The following is a 17,477-nucleotide window of genomic DNA, read 5'->3' on the forward strand; positions in this document are numbered from 1 at the left end:
CCAATTGTATTAACACAAACATACTAAGCGGGATAATTAATTGTCTCGCTTTTTGTTTTTGTGTTTATTTCGGTTATGATGTTTCTTGTGATTATTAGAATTCTGTTTTGTCTTCTTATCTAAACCAGCAAGATCCGAACTTAATAAATCCGCAGAGTTCATAAAATCTGTTTTTGATCTAACAGCAGTAGGTGTGCCGTTGTTCTCGTCATTTTTAGGAACTGACAAAACCGGAGTCTTTTTACCGGACTCATTGAGTTTCATGTAGTCTTTTACTAATTCAGTTTTTAACGGGACCCAATTAGTTTCATCACCTACTTGAAACCACATTAAATTCTTTAATATGTCAATTTTTTGAAGTGTAGCTGCTCCGTTTTCAGTTTCGAGAGTTAAATTCTTTGTTTTAGGAAAGTTTTTGAGCGCATCCATATAAGTATCTAACTCAAAATTTAAACAACATTTAAGTTTACCACATACACCACTTAGTTTTAGCATGTTAATTGAAAGGTTTTGGATTCTGGCTGCATTAATACTTACTTGTTTGAAGTCTGTAAGCCATGTGCTACAACATAATTCACGTCCGCAAGAGCCTATTCCGCCAAGTCTGGCTGCTTCATTCCTAAAACCGATTTGCCTCATTTCAATTTTTACCTTGAATTCGTCAGCATAAACCTTTATTAATTCTCTAAAATCAACTCTGCTTTCTGCTGTATAGTAAAAAGTAACTTTACGATTGTCTCCTTGAAATTCAATATCGCTCAACTTCATTGATAGTCCCATTTCAAGTGCAACAGTACGTGCACGAGTCAGGGTAGCTGCCTCTTTTTCCTTAGCATTATTGTATTTCTCAAGATCTGCTTCATTGCAAATCCTTTGAATTTTTTTGTCAATCTGATCTGCTGTAAGCCCACGTTTCTTGAGTTGTAATTTTACTAACTCATCTTTTAACAGCACTTCGCCTACATCATAACCATTTTCTGCATCAACGACAACGTAATCACCAATGTATAGAGTAAGGTTATTTGAGTTCTTGAAATATTCCTTTCTACCTCCCTTGAATCTTATTTCAACAATGTTAAAAGGTTTGTATCCGACCGGTCGTTCAATATTGCCAAGCCAGTCAAATGTATTTAGTTTATTACATCCTGTTGTTCCACAATTGCCATTATTTTTACAGCCGGAAGGTTTTTTACCTTGAAGGTTTCCTGTGCCGCAATTACTGCATCCCATATTCTGCTTTTATTATTCTTTTTCCTTTAAAAATCTTATTTATATCCATAGAGAGTGAGGTAAGAAGAATATTGATATTACCATTTCGAATAATTCCAAAAATTGTTTCATTGAACAGTTTGTACATATCTTCAAAAGAACGCCCCTCCATTGTCTTTGCAAAATTAGTTAAAAATTCCTTTTCTTTTTCCGGCAAGTTCTGGTCAAGGCTGTTGTGTGTAAATATAAAAACATCGCGCATGAGTTCCAAACCATAACTTAGAAAATTCACTACATTATCACGACTGCCCTTGTTAATTTTTTCAACTTGCTCCATCATTGTAGAACCTTTCCCAGTGTAACAAGCCAATAACCATGTTCTAAAAAGTTCAAAAAAGGGTTCTTCTTGTTCATAGTGAATTGCCAATGCTTCATTCACATTCCCCTTTGCAGCTAATGCAATAGAACCGGCTTTTTCTTTAGTTAATTCATCATCAATAGAGAGCAAGTATTGAGCGATGCTTTCAACGTCTGGTTTAGGTATATATATTCTTTGGGCACGCGACAGTATGGTTGTCAATATGTCTTTTTCGCTTTCAGTTACCAAGAAGAAAAGTGTATGATCAGGCGGCTCTTCTATTAATTTAAGGAGCATGTTGCCTTCCTTTCCCATAAACTCGGGCAACCATAAGATTAAAATTTTCTTTTTACCACTGTATGATTTCAAGCTTAAACGTTTGGCTATATCTCTTATTTCAGAAGCATAAATATTTAACTGCTTGTTATTACTCTCAATGCTTTGTTGCCAATCTTGTAAAGAGGGGTAAGGGGTACTCTTAAGCATGTTTCGCCATTCTTCAATAAACGCTGTTGAGAGTTCTTGATCCTTAGCACTAATAAAAGGAAATGAGAAAAAGATATCAGGGTGAATGTATTCAGATACCTTTTTGCAGTTTGGACATTCTCCGCAAGAATCATTTTCTGTTGGATTGTCGCATAAAATATATTGAGAAAAGGCAATAGCTGTAGCGAGATTGCCGGATCCTTCATGCCCTGAAAAAAGAATTGCATGCGGAATTTTGTTGATCTTCCCTAAGTTAGTGAGTCTATCCACTATCAGTTGAGCTATTGCAAGTTCTTTAAATTTCATAATGCAAAAATAGACCTATTCCTATAGTATTCATGATTGTGTATAATTTGAATATAAAACACAGCACGGCAATTTACAAAGGTAAATTGCAATGATTTACATTTGTGCTATCTAAATTTACATGTATAAATGGAAGCAATTGTTGAACGCATAAGTAAGATTATCGATGAGTCGGGCATGGATAAAAAAACCATTTCTGAAAAATTAGATATTGCCGCTGCTACATTATCCCATATTAGTTCAGGTAGAAACAATCCAAGTTTAGACTTGGTGATTAAGTTGTTAACACTTTTCCCTAATGTTTCACCGGATTGGTTATTGTTTGGTGCAGGCGATAAAGAAAGGGGTGGGATAGAGCAAAGGCAAGCAGACAATCATGAATATAATAACAGAGTCCAATTGTTAAAAATGCTCATCACTGAACATTACAGAACAGAAATGAGCTTGCTGGATGATTTGAAGCAAGACAAAGGCTAAAACAATTTCTGCTGTTTTACATTTTTTACATGGCCAAGCAGTAAGTCATTGAATAGATTAAATGCATTTACAACCCTTTCTTTGTTGGCAGAATACAATACCATGTTTGCTTCTCTTTTATCTGTTATCATGCCGGAATGTTTTAGTTCTGACAGATGTTGAGATACTGTTGCTTGTGCAAGTGGAATCTGTTCAACAATCTCAGAGCAGTTTTGTGGACTTTTCATAAGTAATAATTTGAGAATTTGAACTCGAGCAGGATGTCCTAAAGACTTTGCTATTTCTGCAGTTTCAGAATCTTTGTCTGAAAATAAACTTCTTTTAGATTTAGCCATATCGCAAATGTACAATAGGTTTATAGAATTACAAATTCAAATAAAATATTTTCTTTTGGTTTTGAGAGTTATGAAGAGATGCTTTAAGGTATTGAAAATAATTAACTGATATTCAAGTTATTGAACTCTTTAATATTATGAATGTACTTTTGTGGTTTTGTGGCGTCCTACTGCGCTTTGTGTTTCCATCTTCTGTGCGACCACAGCCATAGTTCGGGCTTTTGGCGTATATTGTCTTCTAGTAGTTGTGCGTAAATCTTAATGACTCCTTCAGTTGAGTGGTGTGTATTGTCTTCAATTATAACTTTAGGGTATAATTCATAAAATCCAGATTTATAAGATTTTATCTCTAAAAAACAAACAGGAATATTGAGCCTTTTTGTGATAGTTAGCGCCCCTGACATAAAGGCAGTTTGCTGATTGAGGAAATTTATCCAATGAACATTCTTTATGTTAGAAGGACTTTGGTCATTTACAAGAGTAAATAATACTTTTTCATTTTGTAAATTTTTAATGGCTGTGTATGTAAATTCCATTGGAGTTACATCTGCACCAAATCTTGTACGAATTTTTTGCATTAAATGATTGGAAAATTGACTTGTAAGAGGTTTGTATATAATATTGAAATGATGAGGGGCAATTAGTTCGGATGCCAAAGCAATTAATTCCCAATTTCCATAATGACCCAATAACACAATGGCTGCTCCATGATTATTATAAATATTCTGCAACACATCTCTGTCATGTAATACAACCCTCTTTCTTAGTTCTTTTTCTGAAATACTAATTCCCTTTACAAACTCAGAAAATAGTTTAGTGAGGTATTTATAGTATTTCTTTTCAATAGTGCTTATTTCCTTTTTGCTTTTATTTGGAAAGGCATTGGAGAGGTTTTGATTCGTTATTTTTCGCCTATAACGGAAAATATAGAATAGTAAGAAGTAACATGGATAGAATATAAAATAAAGAGCCTGCAAAGGAAGCAGGCTCAATAGTTTTATAGGATAGAATAAAAATACTTTTTGAAAATGATTCAAAACGGCTGTTATTCTAATTCAAAAGATCCTTTTTGTTTAAGCGCCCCATTAGCCCAGAACTCAACTTTATAAGCTCCTTTTTTAAGTTTAGCCTCAGGAGTGTAAACAATACTTATTTTTTTAGGCTTTCCGTCAAAACTGAATGATTGTTTCATAGTATAAACCTCAGATTTGTCAACAAGATCTTTATTATTTTCGACTTTTGAAAGTACCGCATTGTCAGGATCAATGATTCGTATAAGTACAATCTGGTCAGTAGGAGTGTTGATGATAGGATTTTCGATAACATCTATATCAACATGAATTTCTTCCACTCTTCTAACTTTTGTTTCTTCTTTGAACCCTTTTCTTTTCATTCTTCCAAGGGTTAATTTGATAGGTGCAAATTGGGCTACTGATGCTTTTTGAACTTTCGTATCAAGTGTTTTATTCACTTCTGTCAGTGTAACATTTTGCTCCATCAGTTCTTCGCCTTGTTTTTTCAGCTCTTCATTTTCAGCCTTCAATCTGTTTATTTCAGCTTCGTAGCCAGCTACTTTTGTATTGGCAGCTTCAACTTCCTTTTTCAATTTTGCTATTTCTTCAGGTGATGCTTTTGCAATTCTTGAACGCAGATTTGCAATTGTTGCTTTAAGGTTTGCAATATCTGTTTCAAGTGTGCCTGCGTAATCTGCTAATTCAGCTCTTTCTGATTCAATAGAAGCCAGTTTCTTTTCTAACTCGGTTATGCTCAACTCGAGGCTGTCCTTTGCAGACATAGTAGTTTCAAGGGAATCTTGGGTTTCGGTTAGTTGCTGTTGCAATTCTTTGTATTCTGAGAACTGCCAATAACTTAAACCTCCGGATCCTAATAATAGTACTATCAGGAGGATAATTATAATTCTGCTTTTAGAATTATTCTGGTTGTTTGATGATTCAGTCATAGGTGTTTTATTTGTTATATTGTTTTCTAAGTCTGTCTAAGAGTTCACGCGAAGTTATATTAATTTCACTTAACCGTTGTCGTTTGTTTGTCAAAAAACTTGTTGGCAATGTTTCAACATAATACAAATCCAACAACTTTTTATTGGCTATTCCGACCGTATATTCAACACCGTTTTTATGTGCCCAGCCAAGAACTTTTCTTGGAGGTTCTCCATAGTTGAGTGTAATGATGTGTATTTTGTCGCCAAATTCTCGCTGAATGGCAGCAAAATTGGCTGTGTCTTCTACAAACGTTGGGCTTTCGAAATTCCAAAATACAATATAAACCGGTTTTCTTCTAAAGCGTCTGATTTTCTTGGACTTCTTTTGATTGTCAGCGTATTCGACTTTGAACTTAGGAATTTTTTTGCCGTATTTCAATTGTCTATCCGGTTGCCATTGCGCATCATAATAAAATTCAATGTATTGACCTGCGGGATCTATATGAGTAATCCTATAACGCTTTCTATTCCACTCAAAACTTATATCCTTTGCATCAATATCATAAATATTATTCCCTAATTCTTGCGTATTGTATTCTCCAACTAATATCTGATCAAATTTCTTGTCATTGTATAGCCCGTTGCAATTGAAATCTTTGATAGCGATTTTAAAAGAATCTAGCCCATGCTTATAATCAGCAGAATGAATAATCATACGTTGCTCACGAAACGAAAAGTCTGCACCTTCAAACTCTTTGGAACCACTGTTTTTTCGATAATGATCGTCTAATAGCTTCTTGTACTGAATGTTTTTATCGAAATCAAAACGCGAGATTTGTATTTCATGGTATGCGTTCGGGAATTGTGAGTGTGATAACTTTATTTTATGAATATAATTAGAAAGATTACTAAAAGTATCTGGTGCTCCATCATCAGATAAATCTAAATTCATATTACGGTCTATCCAGAGATATGTGTTACCTCGCATCCTGTTGTTGTTACCTACAATACAAAAAACATATCCAATAGGAGTATGTGTTTCATTTGCTCCAAAAAAGAAAAAGGTATAGGACGTATCTTTCATCCCTGTCATGTCAGGGAATTTGATTTGGAAGGTTTCTGGCTTGTGCTTTTTTGATGTTTTTAATCCGAAATCAGAAACTCCTTCAAATGGTTGGCCCTTATATTTAAAAACCGGAATAATTGCTTGTGTCTTTCGGAATTGTTCATCGGTAGTGCGTTCGTTTAGTTCTACACGAACTGTTTCTTGTGCCTGAACAAATATAGGAACACTAAAAAGAAAAATGAATAGGAGGTCTTGTATTCTCTTCAAAGACATTAATTATCTTCGGTTCATAAAAATTGACACATAGTAGAGAAGGGTTGCTAAAGAGCCTATCGCAGCTACAACATAAGTCATAGCAGCCCATCTTAGTGCATCTTTTGCATTTGTTTGTTCTTGAGAGGTAACAATATTTTTGCCTTCCATCCATCTTAAAGCTCTTGCAGAGGCGTCAAACTCAACAGGTAAGGTTATAAAACTAAAAAGGGTTGTACTTGCAAAAAGAATAATACCCGCAAGCAGTAAAGTAGGAAAGGTTTTAAGCAACAAAATACCACCTACTAATACAAATGGCATCAGCTGACTTGACACTTGCACTGCCGGAACTAATTTAGAACGCAATGTTAGCCATTGATACGCTTGAGCATGTTGAACAGCATGCCCACATTCGTGAGCGGCAACTGCTGCGGCTGCTGCATTACGTTCATAATAAACAACTTCACTAAGGTTAACAGTCTTTGTTGCAGGGTTGTAGTGGTCAGTAAGTTGGCCACTTACTTGGGTTACCTGAACATCGGTAATACCATGGTCGCGAAGCATCATTTCGGCAACTTCTTTTCCGGTAAGATTTGAGCGAAGTTGTAATTGAGAATACTTTTTAAATTTTGATTTTAGGGTTTGACTTACAATTAAACTGGCAATTGTAATTGCAATCATCAAGATTAATGAGCCGAATGTGAATTCCATGTGGTTATATATTATTAAGTTAGTTACGAATAAATTTTACAATAAGAAAAAGTATGCCAAGAAGAAAGAGCAAGATGCTAATCTTGTTTATTGTGTGCATGGCACGTATGTTAAATGAAGGTTTGACACCATTAGACCTATCTTTCTTGAAAAAAATATAGGAGATGAATTTTTGCAGTATCATTATCAAGCGGTAATCGTGGCGCAAATATAGAGATAGTATGACATAACTACATTTTAGTTATGCCAATTTAACAGCATTCTTGTTAGGCATTTTATTTGTCTCATCGAAAAAAAAGCTAAAGATTATTATGAGTAAAATGAAAAGCAGAAAGATATCTGTACACACTGAAAACATTTTTCCGATTATTAAGAAGTTTCTCTATACTGACCATGAGGTATTCCTTAGAGAATTAATATCGAACGCAGTAGATGCTACCCAAAAACTCAAAGCGCTTTCATCTATTGGAGAATACATAGGTGAGATGGGTGATTTAACAATTGAAGTTAAATTGGATAAAGAGGCGAAAACATTGTCTATCATAGACAGAGGCATTGGATTAACCCAGGAAGAAATTGAAAAATACATTAATCAACTTGCGTTTTCAGGAGCAGAAGAGTTTTTGCAACAATACAAAGACAAAACCGAAACTGCGGTCATTGGTCATTTTGGATTAGGGTTTTATTCCGCTTTCATGGTTGCAAGCAAAGTAGAAATCAACTCATTGGCTAGACACGATGATGCTAAGGCAGCATATTGGGTATGCGATGGAAACACAGATATTAAAATGGGTGAAGGAGATAGGAGTGAGAGGGGGACAGAGATTGTACTACATCTCAATGATGATAGTTTAGAGTTTAATGACTCCTTTAGAATCAGGGGTATTCTTGATAAATACTGCAAGTTCTTACCAGTACCTATAAAATTTGAAGACAAAATTATCAATGAAAAAGAGCCGATATGGACGAAGAAACCTCAGGATTTGAAAGAGGAAGATTACCAAGATTTATATAAAACGCTCTATCCATTTGAACCTGAAGCACTTTTTCATATCCATCTCAATGTTGACTATCCTTTTAATTTAACCGGAGTGCTGTTTTTTCCTAAAATCAGCAATCGTTTTGAACCAGATAGACACAAAGTCCAGTTATACAGCAATCAGGTATTTGTTACAGATAACGTAAAGGATATTTTGCCTGATTATTTGGTATTACTTCAAGGAATTATTGACTCACCGGATATCCCTTTAAATGTTTCCAGAAGTGCTTTACAAAGCGATGGAAATGTAAAGAAAATAACAACCCACATTTCAAAAAAAGTGGCTGATAAGTTAGGAGAATTGTTTAAAAACGATAGAGCGGATTTTGAATCTAAATGGGAGAACCTTGGGCTTTTTGTCAAATATGGTATTGTTAGCGATGAGAAGTTTTATGAAAAAGCAAAAGACTTCTGTTTGTTGAAAGATACTGTGGGTAAATTTATGACACTGGATGAGTTTGAAACTACGGCAAAAGAAATCCAAACAAATAAAGATAATAAGACAGTGCTACTATATACTACTGAGCCGCCAGAACAAGCCATTTATATCAAGCAAGCAAGGGACAATGGATATATAGTAATTGAATTTGACGGTGTAATTGACCAATATTTTGTTGGAAAATTAGAAGAGAAAAATACCAACATTGTTTGTCGCAGGGTTGATGCTGACACTTTAGACAAACTTGTAGATAAAGGAATTGATATAGAATCAATTTGCAGCAAAGAAGAAGAAGAAACTATCAAAGACCTTTTTGCAAAACAAGCAGATCAAGGGTTTGAAGTAGAAACAGTCCCAATGAGTGCGCTCGAACCTCCCGTAGTGATCACAGAAGGAGAATTTGACCGTAGGTTTAGAGAAATGTACAGCAATCAAACGGCAATGTTCGGTACGGAATCTATGGGAGCGCAATACAAAGTCAAGGTAAATACTAACCACCCATTGATGAAGACTATTTTAAATGCAAACGAAAATTCTTCTAAGGAGGCAGTGGTAGGTCAATTATTGGATTTGGCATTACTAAGTAAAAATCTTTTGAAAGGAGAGAAGATGGCGAATTTTGTTAACCGAAGCATTGATTTGATTAACAAATAAAAAGAGTCCCAATTTGCATGCTCTCGTGTGGAAAGTATGCATATCACTAAGCATTTCTATTGCTCTTGGAGTGCATATATTTGCAAAAAAAATGAACCATGAAGCAGTATCTTATCATAACAACAATTTTACTATGTGCAATATCTGTATTTTCGCAAGCACCTAAAACATCTTGGGCTTCACAGAGCACAGGAGGAAACAATAATGTGAGTACAGGATTGGTAGTTGACAAAGATGGAAATACTTATATCACAGGCTATTTTAGTGATACAGTCCATTTTGGAAGTTACGAATTGGTTTGCAAAGGAATGTCAGATGTATTTGTAGCAAAAGTTGACAAGGATGGCAATTATTTATGGGCGATAAGTGCCGGAGGTAGTAGACAAGACATACCGAATGACATAGCAGTAGATGACACTGGCAATTTATATATTATTGGTTCCTATGCCTTGATTGCCAACTTTGGTACTGAGAGTCTAATCTCTTCTAATTTCTCCAATATTTTTTAGCTAAAATTGATAAAAATGGAAATTTTATATGGGCAAAGCATGCCGGTGGTGCACAAGATGATATTGGAAATGGTATTGCATTGGACCTCAATGGCAATATTTATGTTACCGGGAGTTTTAGATTGATTGCTGACTTTGGGAATTTGCAGCTCAATGTACAAGACAATGTATTAGGAGGTTCTAATCAATATGACAATATTTTTGTTGGAAAATTGGATAATGGCGGCAACTTCAAGTGGGTTGTACAAGCAGGTGGAGATGGTATAGATTATGGAGTAAGCCTTGATGTTAATGATAATGGCGACATCTTTGTTGCCGGAATTATTGCAAATGACTCTTGGTTTGATGAATGAGGTGCTATCTTTTTGTCAAATACGTCCGGGAACCAAAATTCTTTTATTGCCAAATACAATAGCAGTGGTACTTGTCAATGGGTCAGAGGTTTTACAAGTGATGATGAAAACAGAGTGTATCATATTGCCGCAGATAAACAAGGAAATGCATTTGTATCGGGACGCTTTAGCGGAAAAATTACTTTCACAAATATTGAAGAAACTGCAATAGGCACGCACGATGCATATCTTGTTAAATACAATCAAACAGGAGCCATTGTTTGGTATCAACTTTTAACAGGCAAAGGTGAAACACATTGTACTAAGGTGTCATTAGATGGCAACAGCAATGTTTATGTTGGAGGTTATTTTAGCAACTATTTGAAAATGGGTTCAGATAGTTCGTTTGCTTTAGGTGAAACTGATTTGTTTGTTGCAAAATTGGACAGTACAGGTTTAAAGAATTGGTTATATCACAAAGGGTCTGATAAAAGTGAAACACTCAATGGTTTAGTTGCACTTCTGAATGGGGATTGTTTGCTGTAGGGGAGCTTTAATGCAGACTTGATATTAGATGATCAGAATTTAACAACCTCTTCAATTACAAGTGTTTTTGCCGCTAAGCTCTCGTTTGAGCAGCCAAACACAGGGATTGCAAATTTAGCAAACACTTCAAAAAGTATAAAGCTTTTTCCAAACCCTGCGAATAGCACTGTAACTATTGAGAATTTACCGGTTAATACAGTAATTCAAATTACCGATATGCAAGGCAAATTAATTCAAAAGATAATACCAACAGACGCATGCAAGGCTGTTAATGTTACTCAATTTGTCAAAGGGTTGTACCTGATTATCATCTCTTCAGAAAATAAACACATTGTAGAGAAACTCTTGGTAGAGTAGTAGGATTATTGCTAAGGAGCAATACACCTTTTTTAAATCGTTTTTAAAGCATGAAAATTACGGATGTGAATCCTTACATGATTTAGCTTAAATCAAAATTTTTTAATATATCTGTTATTCAGTTTGAAGACATAATTTTGCAAGCTGAATATTGAACTCATGTTAGCATTTGAAGCAAAGAATCCTGATTATAAAAAATTAATATTAGAAAAGCTCAAAGGACAGCATTTCATGAAACATATTGGAATGGCTATTACCGATATTGAGCCCGGATATGTAACTGCTGAAGTTGAACTTAAACAAATACACAATCAACAAGACGGGATTACGCACGGTGGTGTAACGGCAACTATTGCAGATATTGCAATGGGGTTTGCTGCATTTTCATTAGTAGAAAAAGGGAAGGGTATGGTAACTTCAAAACTTGAAGTATCCTATCTTAATCCTTCAATAGATGGCAAACTTATTGCTAAAGGAAAAGTCATTAAAGCCGGCAACCGACTCTACTATTGTGAAGCAGATATTATTAATGAAAGACTTAATAATACAAGCACTTTGGTAGCAAAGAGTACCGGAATTATGTGTACCATAAATTTACAACAATGAAAAAAATTAAGCTACTTCTTTTATTGACAACTTTCTCTGCATCATTTGTTTATTCACAGTCGGAGGATTACTACATTGACAAAGGATTAGACTTTGAAGAATCCGGCAGTTACGCAATTGCCATATCGTATTATGACAGTGCAATTATGTTAAATGACATGAATGCCATAGCATACTATAACAGAGGAGTTTGCAATTCAGCTTTAAAACTATATGGTTCAGCATTAGTAGATTACAACAAGGCATTAAGTATTGACAGTACACTTGCTGATGCTTATTATAACAGAGCTTTAACTTACGAAGCATTAAACAATCCTGTCATGGCACTTGCCGATATGGAGATATTTACAAAGATGCAACCTGATGACACTTTGGGCTATCTTGCATATTCAGAAATGCTTTTTAAGCAAGGCGAGTATTCACGTGCTATTGCTGCTAACCAACGAGCAATCAACGCTGGACTGACTCGTAAGGCGATTGCATTAAAGAATCAGGGAGTTTGTTACTATAAATTAGGAACCAATTCGATGGCTGAATATCTGTTCACTCAAGCCATTATTGAATCTCCTACTTTTGAAGAAGTGTTATTAGATAGGGCAAGAGTAAGGGTGGCAATGGAGTTATATCAAGATGCCTTTGATGACATATATACTTATATGCTTAAACACCCAACCGACTTTGATGCATTAACCATCCGTTCTGTTTGTAATTTTAATTTAAAAAAATATGATGACGCGCTCAAAGATTATGAACTTTTGATTGAGGTTCAACCCAATAATGGCGATTGGTACTTTGAAAAAGGTAATTGTTTAGTAAAATTAAAACGAGATGCAGAAGCAGAAATAGCCTATACAACAGCATTGCAAACATCTAAAAACTTAGGTTGGATTTTGGTAATGCGGGGAGTTGTAAGGTACAATCAACAAAAGAAAGAAGAGGCATGCAGTGATTGGCAGCAAGCGCGATTACTCGGAGAAGAAGAGGGAATATTATTATATTCTCGTTATTGTCAAGAAAGCCAAGATAATCCAACAGAAACAGAATCAAAATAAACGATATAGTAGTATCTTTGCAGTGCTCAATTTAAGTAATATGGGGCTGTCTGGTATTGACGGGATTACAATTGAGATGTAAGCATGTAGAGCCTTGGGTATGCAGCTCTTTAATCTGGAGACCTAACAACATAAATGGCGAAACTAACTACGCCCTAGCTGCCTAATTTAGATTAATTAGCACTAGTTGTCAAAAGAGAGACCCTGCCTGAGCCGTCCTCTTTCAGACAATCAAAACTGCTCAGGTATTGACTGTTGATTTCTGCTAAACAGTTAATTATTTCGCAGGATACGGATTAATTTAGGTTGTTGGCAAACCTTGTTTCTCCCGACAATAATGTGCCGATAAACATGTAGAAAGCATCATTCAGTTTCTTCTCCGGACGCGGGTTCGACTCCCGCCAGCTCCACCCAATATAGTAAGTCGCTCACAAAAGCGATTTTTTTATTGTTCAAATAGAACCTAAAATAGTTTCCATGTGAAAGATTAACCCATATATTAGGATAACTCTTTTAGTCCTGCAGTAACTTTATTTTTCTTGTCCATTTTTACACGTTTGGGTGTAAACCTATTTTAGGACAAGACACCTGAAAAAGTGTTAATCTTTGATTACACGAAAAGTTTCTACTCTGTCATTAGAATTTACTCTTAAGAAATAAATTCCCTTTGCAAGATGTTTAATATCAATATAATCTTCTGAATTTGATGTTAATGGATGCATGGTTTGCTTAATCAATATGCTACCTTCTATCGAAACCAACTCAATGTCAAAACTGTTGATAAATGTTGATGATATTATAATGATGTCATGAGCAGGATTTGGATATAAAGAGACAGAAGGTTGAACTTTTGTTGTTTTGATGATTATAGATCTGAAAGAAGATAAAGAAGCGTGCCCATCATAATCCACTTGTTTGATTCTGTAATAATTAATTCCCATTTTGGGCTTTGTGTCAATAACATAATAATGATTAGCTTGCAGTGAATTTCCTTTACCTTGAACAAATTCAAGTGTTTGCCATGTTTGTCCGTCAATGCTGTGTTGTACTTCAAAATAATCATTGTTTATTTCTGCAACAGTAGTCCAATTGATATATACTCCAACATTTCCTTCATCTGCTCGTACATTAAAATCAGTTAAAGTGATAGGAAGTGGGTTAGGCGAGCCTCCGCCAAAGCCAAAGTTGCTCCATCCGCTTGCACCCGTTACTTTTACAATGGGTTTGAGCAACGTTCCGCTTGTTTGAACCGGAGTACCTGCTAAAGCCCAACTGCCCATACCACTGCGTTTGAGAAGTCCTAATTCGCATAAGTCAGTAATACCGTCAAAACCTTCAGCTTCAAATGCAATATCATAAGTTCCTCCGCTGAGCCCGTTTCCGTCATCAATTTGCCAATAGGAGGGGGCGGCATTGGAAATATTATAAGCTGCACACAAACCTACGGCAGGTACCGCAACCGGTAAACCTGAAGCTCCCATTGATGAGTTTATATAGCTTGCAGTGAGCGTACCTCCGGCACTTGGCGCAGATGAAAATTCAACCGTAACGAATTTTTTGTTATTATTTGATTCCAAAGGAAAAAGACCTGAACTGCTTCCTGAATTTGTGCCGTCAAACCAACGAGCAAATGTACCTTCGATTGAACCGCTGGTATAACTTAGACTTCCTTTATCTGTTGTAGAAGTACCGAGTGTCAAGGTATAGGCTCCTGTTTTTATTTTACCCGAAGTAAGGCTTAATTCACCTGAAAGCCCAATATTGGATTGAAGTGTGAGAATAGACCCATTGTTTACTTCGAGTTTTTTGACGCTGGCAGGTAATGCTGAACCGGCATTCTGAGAGCCACTTTTATTGTAAATAAATGTTTGTTTATATGGAGTAACAAAATAAACCGAACCTAATCCCAACAACCCATTAGAATGGCTTGTTATTAAAATCCCCTCTGAATCCATTTTAAGATTACTCAAAGGATTTCTTTTCATTGTGCTGTCATTGGCTTGAACAAAAGTGCCTCCATTTTCAATAATTAAATTTCTGTTAATTCCTTTATCCAAAATTACATTTCCACTCGTCCATTTCAATATGCCACCGCTGTTCACATTGGTTCTTGTAAGTACGCGATCATCAGTAATTTCAACAGTATGTCCATTTCTAATAATAACAGAATCAATATAGAATGACGGTAAAATGATGGTGTCGTGCCAAAATGCGCCTGTCCATGGGGCATATTCCCATGTTGCAAGCTCATTCCATTTTCCACTTTTTTTACTTCTGAAAATGAGCGGGTCTCTTACCATACAATCCACTTGTGCAACCTTTGTCATTGCAGTTTGTGAACAAACTCCGGTAGTGCTTTTACTCATTATATAGTTTCCGCATGCGGTATCATTAGATTGTAATTCCCTATGATTATCTCCATTAGAAATGGCATAATGCATAACATTTGCACTATTGATTACATGTCCTAATTGGTGTCCATGCCCCAGTTCATGCAATGCAACCGATTCAAAATCATATTCACTCATTGAAGGGTCGGAGGGACCATATTGCCAAGCGAAAGTTTTTTTGAATGCGATATCTAATTCAGAAACATACCAATTCATATCTCCACTACTTCCACTTTTGAAACATCCTGAATACCATGAATAGCATACCCCAATTACACTTCCAGGAAGTGAATTATCATAAAAAACCATATTGTCTCCGTCAAAACTATTGGATGGGTTGTTTTTATTGCCTGATACAGACCAATTAATCAGAGTTTTACATCTCCATGTTTCTAATGCTCTTAAAAAGGATGCAGTTGCATTTGAGTTTGCAAGAAAATCATCGTCCCATGTCCATGTAATTCCACCTAAACCATTAAGACTTTGGTGTCTTATCTCAAAAGGTTCTGTAACAGGAGAGGGAGGGTAGTTTGCATATTCAACGTTCAAATGTGCCCAAGGAATCGTGAGTGTTGAAGCTGATGGAGAAGATGTGTTTCCTCCGTTCTCTTTAACAATAATATTACCTGTGCCGGCACTTGATGTTACTTTAAGTTCAATTTTGGTATCAGACCAAGAAATGATATCGCCAGAACGCGCTTGTACATAAGTACTGCCGCCATCGTTAGCATTTGGAAAATAAACTGTACCGGTACCTTGTGTAGCGCCAAAATCTGTTCCGGTAATTGTTAATACTTCTTGTGTTCCTGCGTGTATGGTGGAAGGTAAAAAGCCGCTGATTGCAGGTGTTGCTCTTCTGATATTTTCAGTATTCTTTTGAGGGGTTAAAGACTGGTAATTATGTCCTGTGATTGAGGTAATTGCAGGTATTAAATTTACTGAAATCATGCCCCAATTGTTGAGTTCATCAAAAGCATTAAGTTGTTGATGGTCATAATAAATAAAACCTAAGGGACCAATAGGAGAGAGGTAGCTGGTAGTTATCCCGATACCTGTTTCCCATTTTGTATTTATTGTAAGAAAGAATATTCCTGATTGTCCTATTTCTGTATTGAGATTTGGAGAGACTTTGAGTCCTCTCATCCCAACAAAACCGCCCTCTGTAATGAGTGTGATGGTCTGTGTTGTAATAGCCCCCTTGAATATTTTATTTATCTGCAAGGTATGTGCAGTATAAATAAAATTATTTTTTGAATCTTCATAAGACTCTTTATGAAGCACAGTAGCTTCAATTACAAAGTCTGATTGAGCAATCCGTTCATTCAGAGGAATATTGATTAAAGGGCAACCGGCTTTGTTATCCAACACTCCAAAAAGAATGACCAATAGGAGTACTAATATTTTTTTCATGGCAGTATCATTATTTTACTGCAAATGTATTAGGCAAACCAAATATTTTGACGGATAATCATAAACAATACCTACATTTTAATAACTTTTTTAATAGTGATTTTGTCATACACCTTGATAATCAGATAATAAACACCAGCCGGAAAAACACTTAAATCCAATTTGTATGTAGAAAAATTGCTTTGAGGGATCATCTCATTTAAATAAACCGATTTGCCGGCTGCAGTAGTAATCGTTATTGAAAATGGTTCATTGCTTTGTGTGTTGATAACAAGATGACCGTCAGTAGGGTTCGGAAAGATTGATATTTCTGCTTGATGATTCGGTGGGGCAATAATTGCTTCTATTACCTTACTCGAATTCTTTACCCCATGTTTGTCAACTTGAATTAATCGGTAATAATTAACTCCGGTTTTAGGCGTGAAATCAACAAATGAATATTGAAGCAACTCATGTGAATTACCGACACCTTTTTGCAATGCAATACATTCCCAGTCTATTAGATTGTTGGATCTCTGTATTTCAAAATGTTCATTGTTTATTTCTGAAGCCGTTTCCCACATAAGGGTTACATAGAATTGTTTGTGATTCGGTATAGCTTGAAAATAAGTCAAAGAAATGGGGAGGATATTGAGCGAACCTCCGCCAAAGCCAAAGTTGCTCCATCCGCTTGCACCCGTTACTTTTACAATGGGTTTGAGCAGCGTTCCGCTTGTTTGAACCGGAGTACCTGCTAAAGCCCAACTGCCCATACCACTGCGTTTGAGAAGTCCTAATTCGCATAAGTCAGTAATACCGTCAAAACCTTCAGCTTCAAATGCAATTTCATAAGTTCCTCCGCTGAGCCCGTTTCCGTCATCAATTTGCCAATAAGAGGGGGCGACATTGGAAATATTATAAGCTGCACACAAACCTACGGCAGGTACCGCAACCGGTAAACCTGATACTCCCATTGATGAGTTTATATAGCTTGCAGTGAGCGTACCTCCGGCCCTTGGCGC

17 protein-coding genes and 1 other RNA gene are annotated in these 17,477 nt (G+C 35.9%); 9 read left to right on the forward strand and 9 right to left on the reverse strand.

Annotated elements, in window-relative coordinates; all coding sequences use genetic code 11:
* Positions 1–36: 36 nt before the first annotated feature.
* Both M0R38_04280 and M0R38_04285 read right to left on the reverse strand, forming a co-directional pair.
* Positions 37–1,230 carry a Signal peptidase-like protein gene (locus M0R38_04280; GenBank protein ID MCK9480966.1) on the reverse strand — a complete coding sequence of 398 codons (1,194 nt, stop codon included), beginning with the start codon at positions 1,228–1,230 and terminating at the stop codon, positions 37–39.
* The gene (locus M0R38_04285; protein MCK9480967.1) at positions 1,217–2,359 is read right to left on the reverse strand and encodes a hypothetical protein; all 1,143 of its coding nucleotides are present in this window, start codon (positions 2,357–2,359) and stop codon (positions 1,217–1,219) included. The genes M0R38_04280 and M0R38_04285 overlap by 14 nt, the downstream gene beginning before the upstream one ends.
* Before the next feature lie 129 nt (positions 2,360–2,488).
* Between M0R38_04285 and M0R38_04290 the strand changes: the two genes are divergently transcribed.
* On the forward strand, positions 2,489–2,836 hold the full coding sequence (locus tag M0R38_04290) for a helix-turn-helix domain-containing protein (protein ID MCK9480968.1): 348 nt from the start codon (positions 2,489–2,491) through the stop codon (positions 2,834–2,836).
* Here M0R38_04290 and M0R38_04295 read toward each other — a convergent pair.
* From M0R38_04295 to M0R38_04315, 5 genes are all read right to left on the reverse strand, one after another.
* Positions 2,833–3,171, reverse strand: coding sequence for a metalloregulator ArsR/SmtB family transcription factor (locus M0R38_04295; GenBank protein ID MCK9480969.1), 339 nt, complete (start codon positions 3,169–3,171; stop codon positions 2,833–2,835). The genes M0R38_04290 and M0R38_04295 overlap by 4 nt on opposite strands.
* Before the next feature lie 167 nt (positions 3,172–3,338).
* Positions 3,339–4,208, reverse strand: coding sequence for a lysophospholipid acyltransferase family protein (locus M0R38_04300; GenBank protein MCK9480970.1), 870 nt, complete (start codon positions 4,206–4,208; stop codon positions 3,339–3,341).
* Between the two features lie 8 nt (positions 4,209–4,216).
* A complete protein-coding gene (locus M0R38_04305; GenBank protein ID MCK9480971.1) occupies positions 4,217–5,131 on the reverse strand; it encodes a hypothetical protein in 915 nt (304 codons plus the stop codon).
* 7 nt (positions 5,132–5,138) lie between these two features.
* Positions 5,139–6,446 carry a hypothetical protein gene (locus tag M0R38_04310; protein ID MCK9480972.1) on the reverse strand — a complete coding sequence of 436 codons (1,308 nt, stop codon included), beginning with the start codon at positions 6,444–6,446 and terminating at the stop codon, positions 5,139–5,141.
* Between the two features lie 9 nt (positions 6,447–6,455).
* A complete protein-coding gene (locus M0R38_04315; GenBank protein ID MCK9480973.1) occupies positions 6,456–7,142 on the reverse strand; it encodes a zinc metallopeptidase in 687 nt (228 codons plus the stop codon).
* Positions 7,143–7,462: 320 nt separating this feature from the next.
* Between M0R38_04315 and htpG the strand changes: the two genes are divergently transcribed.
* From htpG to ssrA, 8 genes are all read left to right on the forward strand, one after another.
* Positions 7,463–9,274, forward strand: a complete 1,812-nt coding sequence (gene htpG / locus M0R38_04320; GenBank protein MCK9480974.1) for a molecular chaperone HtpG — start codon at positions 7,463–7,465, stop codon at positions 9,272–9,274.
* Between the two features lie 98 nt (positions 9,275–9,372).
* On the forward strand, positions 9,373–9,783 hold the full coding sequence (locus M0R38_04325; GenBank protein MCK9480975.1) for an SBBP repeat-containing protein: 411 nt from the start codon (positions 9,373–9,375) through the stop codon (positions 9,781–9,783).
* Positions 9,784–9,863: 80 nt separating this feature from the next.
* On the forward strand, positions 9,864–10,136 hold the full coding sequence (locus M0R38_04330; protein MCK9480976.1) for a hypothetical protein: 273 nt from the start codon (positions 9,864–9,866) through the stop codon (positions 10,134–10,136).
* Positions 10,137–10,148: 12 nt separating this feature from the next.
* The gene (locus tag M0R38_04335) at positions 10,149–10,661 is read left to right on the forward strand and encodes a hypothetical protein (GenBank protein MCK9480977.1); all 513 of its coding nucleotides are present in this window, start codon (positions 10,149–10,151) and stop codon (positions 10,659–10,661) included.
* Between the two features lie 18 nt (positions 10,662–10,679).
* Positions 10,680–11,018, forward strand: a complete 339-nt coding sequence (locus M0R38_04340) for a T9SS type A sorting domain-containing protein (protein MCK9480978.1) — start codon at positions 10,680–10,682, stop codon at positions 11,016–11,018.
* A gap of 159 nt (positions 11,019–11,177) precedes the next feature.
* Positions 11,178–11,624, forward strand: coding sequence for a PaaI family thioesterase (locus tag M0R38_04345; GenBank protein MCK9480979.1), 447 nt, complete (start codon positions 11,178–11,180; stop codon positions 11,622–11,624).
* Positions 11,621–12,676, forward strand: a complete 1,056-nt coding sequence (locus M0R38_04350; protein MCK9480980.1) for a tetratricopeptide repeat protein — start codon at positions 11,621–11,623, stop codon at positions 12,674–12,676. The genes M0R38_04345 and M0R38_04350 overlap by 4 nt, the downstream gene beginning before the upstream one ends.
* 42 nt (positions 12,677–12,718) lie before the next feature.
* Positions 12,719–13,089: a transfer-messenger RNA gene (gene ssrA, locus M0R38_04355) on the forward strand.
* A gap of 186 nt (positions 13,090–13,275) precedes the next feature.
* On the opposite strand, the gene M0R38_04360 is transcribed toward ssrA, so the two are convergent.
* Both M0R38_04360 and M0R38_04365 read right to left on the reverse strand, forming a co-directional pair.
* On the reverse strand, positions 13,276–16,476 hold the full coding sequence (locus M0R38_04360; protein MCK9480981.1) for a T9SS type A sorting domain-containing protein: 3,201 nt from the start codon (positions 16,474–16,476) through the stop codon (positions 13,276–13,278).
* A gap of 71 nt (positions 16,477–16,547) precedes the next feature.
* On the reverse strand, positions 16,548–17,477 hold a 930-nt coding region (locus M0R38_04365; GenBank protein ID MCK9480982.1), incomplete at its 5' end, for a T9SS type A sorting domain-containing protein.

The organism is Bacteroidia bacterium (genome assembly GCA_023228875.1).
In the GTDB taxonomy this organism is placed as follows: domain Bacteria; phylum Bacteroidota; class Bacteroidia; order NS11-12g; family UBA955; genus JALOAG01.

What these genes read in the sequence shown, in the direction of transcription:
- M0R38_04280 (MCK9480966.1), bottom strand. Translation starts at nt 1,230, where the DNA reads ATGGGATGCAGTAATTGCGGCACAGGAAACCTTCAAGGTAAAAAACCT.
- M0R38_04285 (MCK9480967.1), bottom strand. Translation starts at nt 2,359, where the DNA reads ATGAAATTTAAAGAACTTGCAATAGCTCAACTGATAGTGGATAGACTC.
- M0R38_04290 (MCK9480968.1), top strand. Translation starts at nt 2,489, where the DNA reads ATGGAAGCAATTGTTGAACGCATAAGTAAGATTATCGATGAGTCGGGC.
- M0R38_04295 (MCK9480969.1), bottom strand. Translation starts at nt 3,171, where the DNA reads ATGGCTAAATCTAAAAGAAGTTTATTTTCAGACAAAGATTCTGAAACT.
- M0R38_04305 (MCK9480971.1), bottom strand. Translation starts at nt 5,131, where the DNA reads ATGACTGAATCATCAAACAACCAGAATAATTCTAAAAGCAGAATTATA.
- M0R38_04315 (MCK9480973.1), bottom strand. Translation starts at nt 7,142, where the DNA reads ATGGAATTCACATTCGGCTCATTAATCTTGATGATTGCAATTACAATT.
- htpG (MCK9480974.1), top strand. Translation starts at nt 7,463, where the DNA reads ATGAAAAGCAGAAAGATATCTGTACACACTGAAAACATTTTTCCGATT.
- M0R38_04325 (MCK9480975.1), top strand. Translation starts at nt 9,373, where the DNA reads ATGAAGCAGTATCTTATCATAACAACAATTTTACTATGTGCAATATCT.
- M0R38_04345 (MCK9480979.1), top strand. Translation starts at nt 11,178, where the DNA reads ATGTTAGCATTTGAAGCAAAGAATCCTGATTATAAAAAATTAATATTA.
- M0R38_04350 (MCK9480980.1), top strand. Translation starts at nt 11,621, where the DNA reads ATGAAAAAAATTAAGCTACTTCTTTTATTGACAACTTTCTCTGCATCA.
- M0R38_04360 (MCK9480981.1), bottom strand. Translation starts at nt 16,476, where the DNA reads ATGAAAAAAATATTAGTACTCCTATTGGTCATTCTTTTTGGAGTGTTG.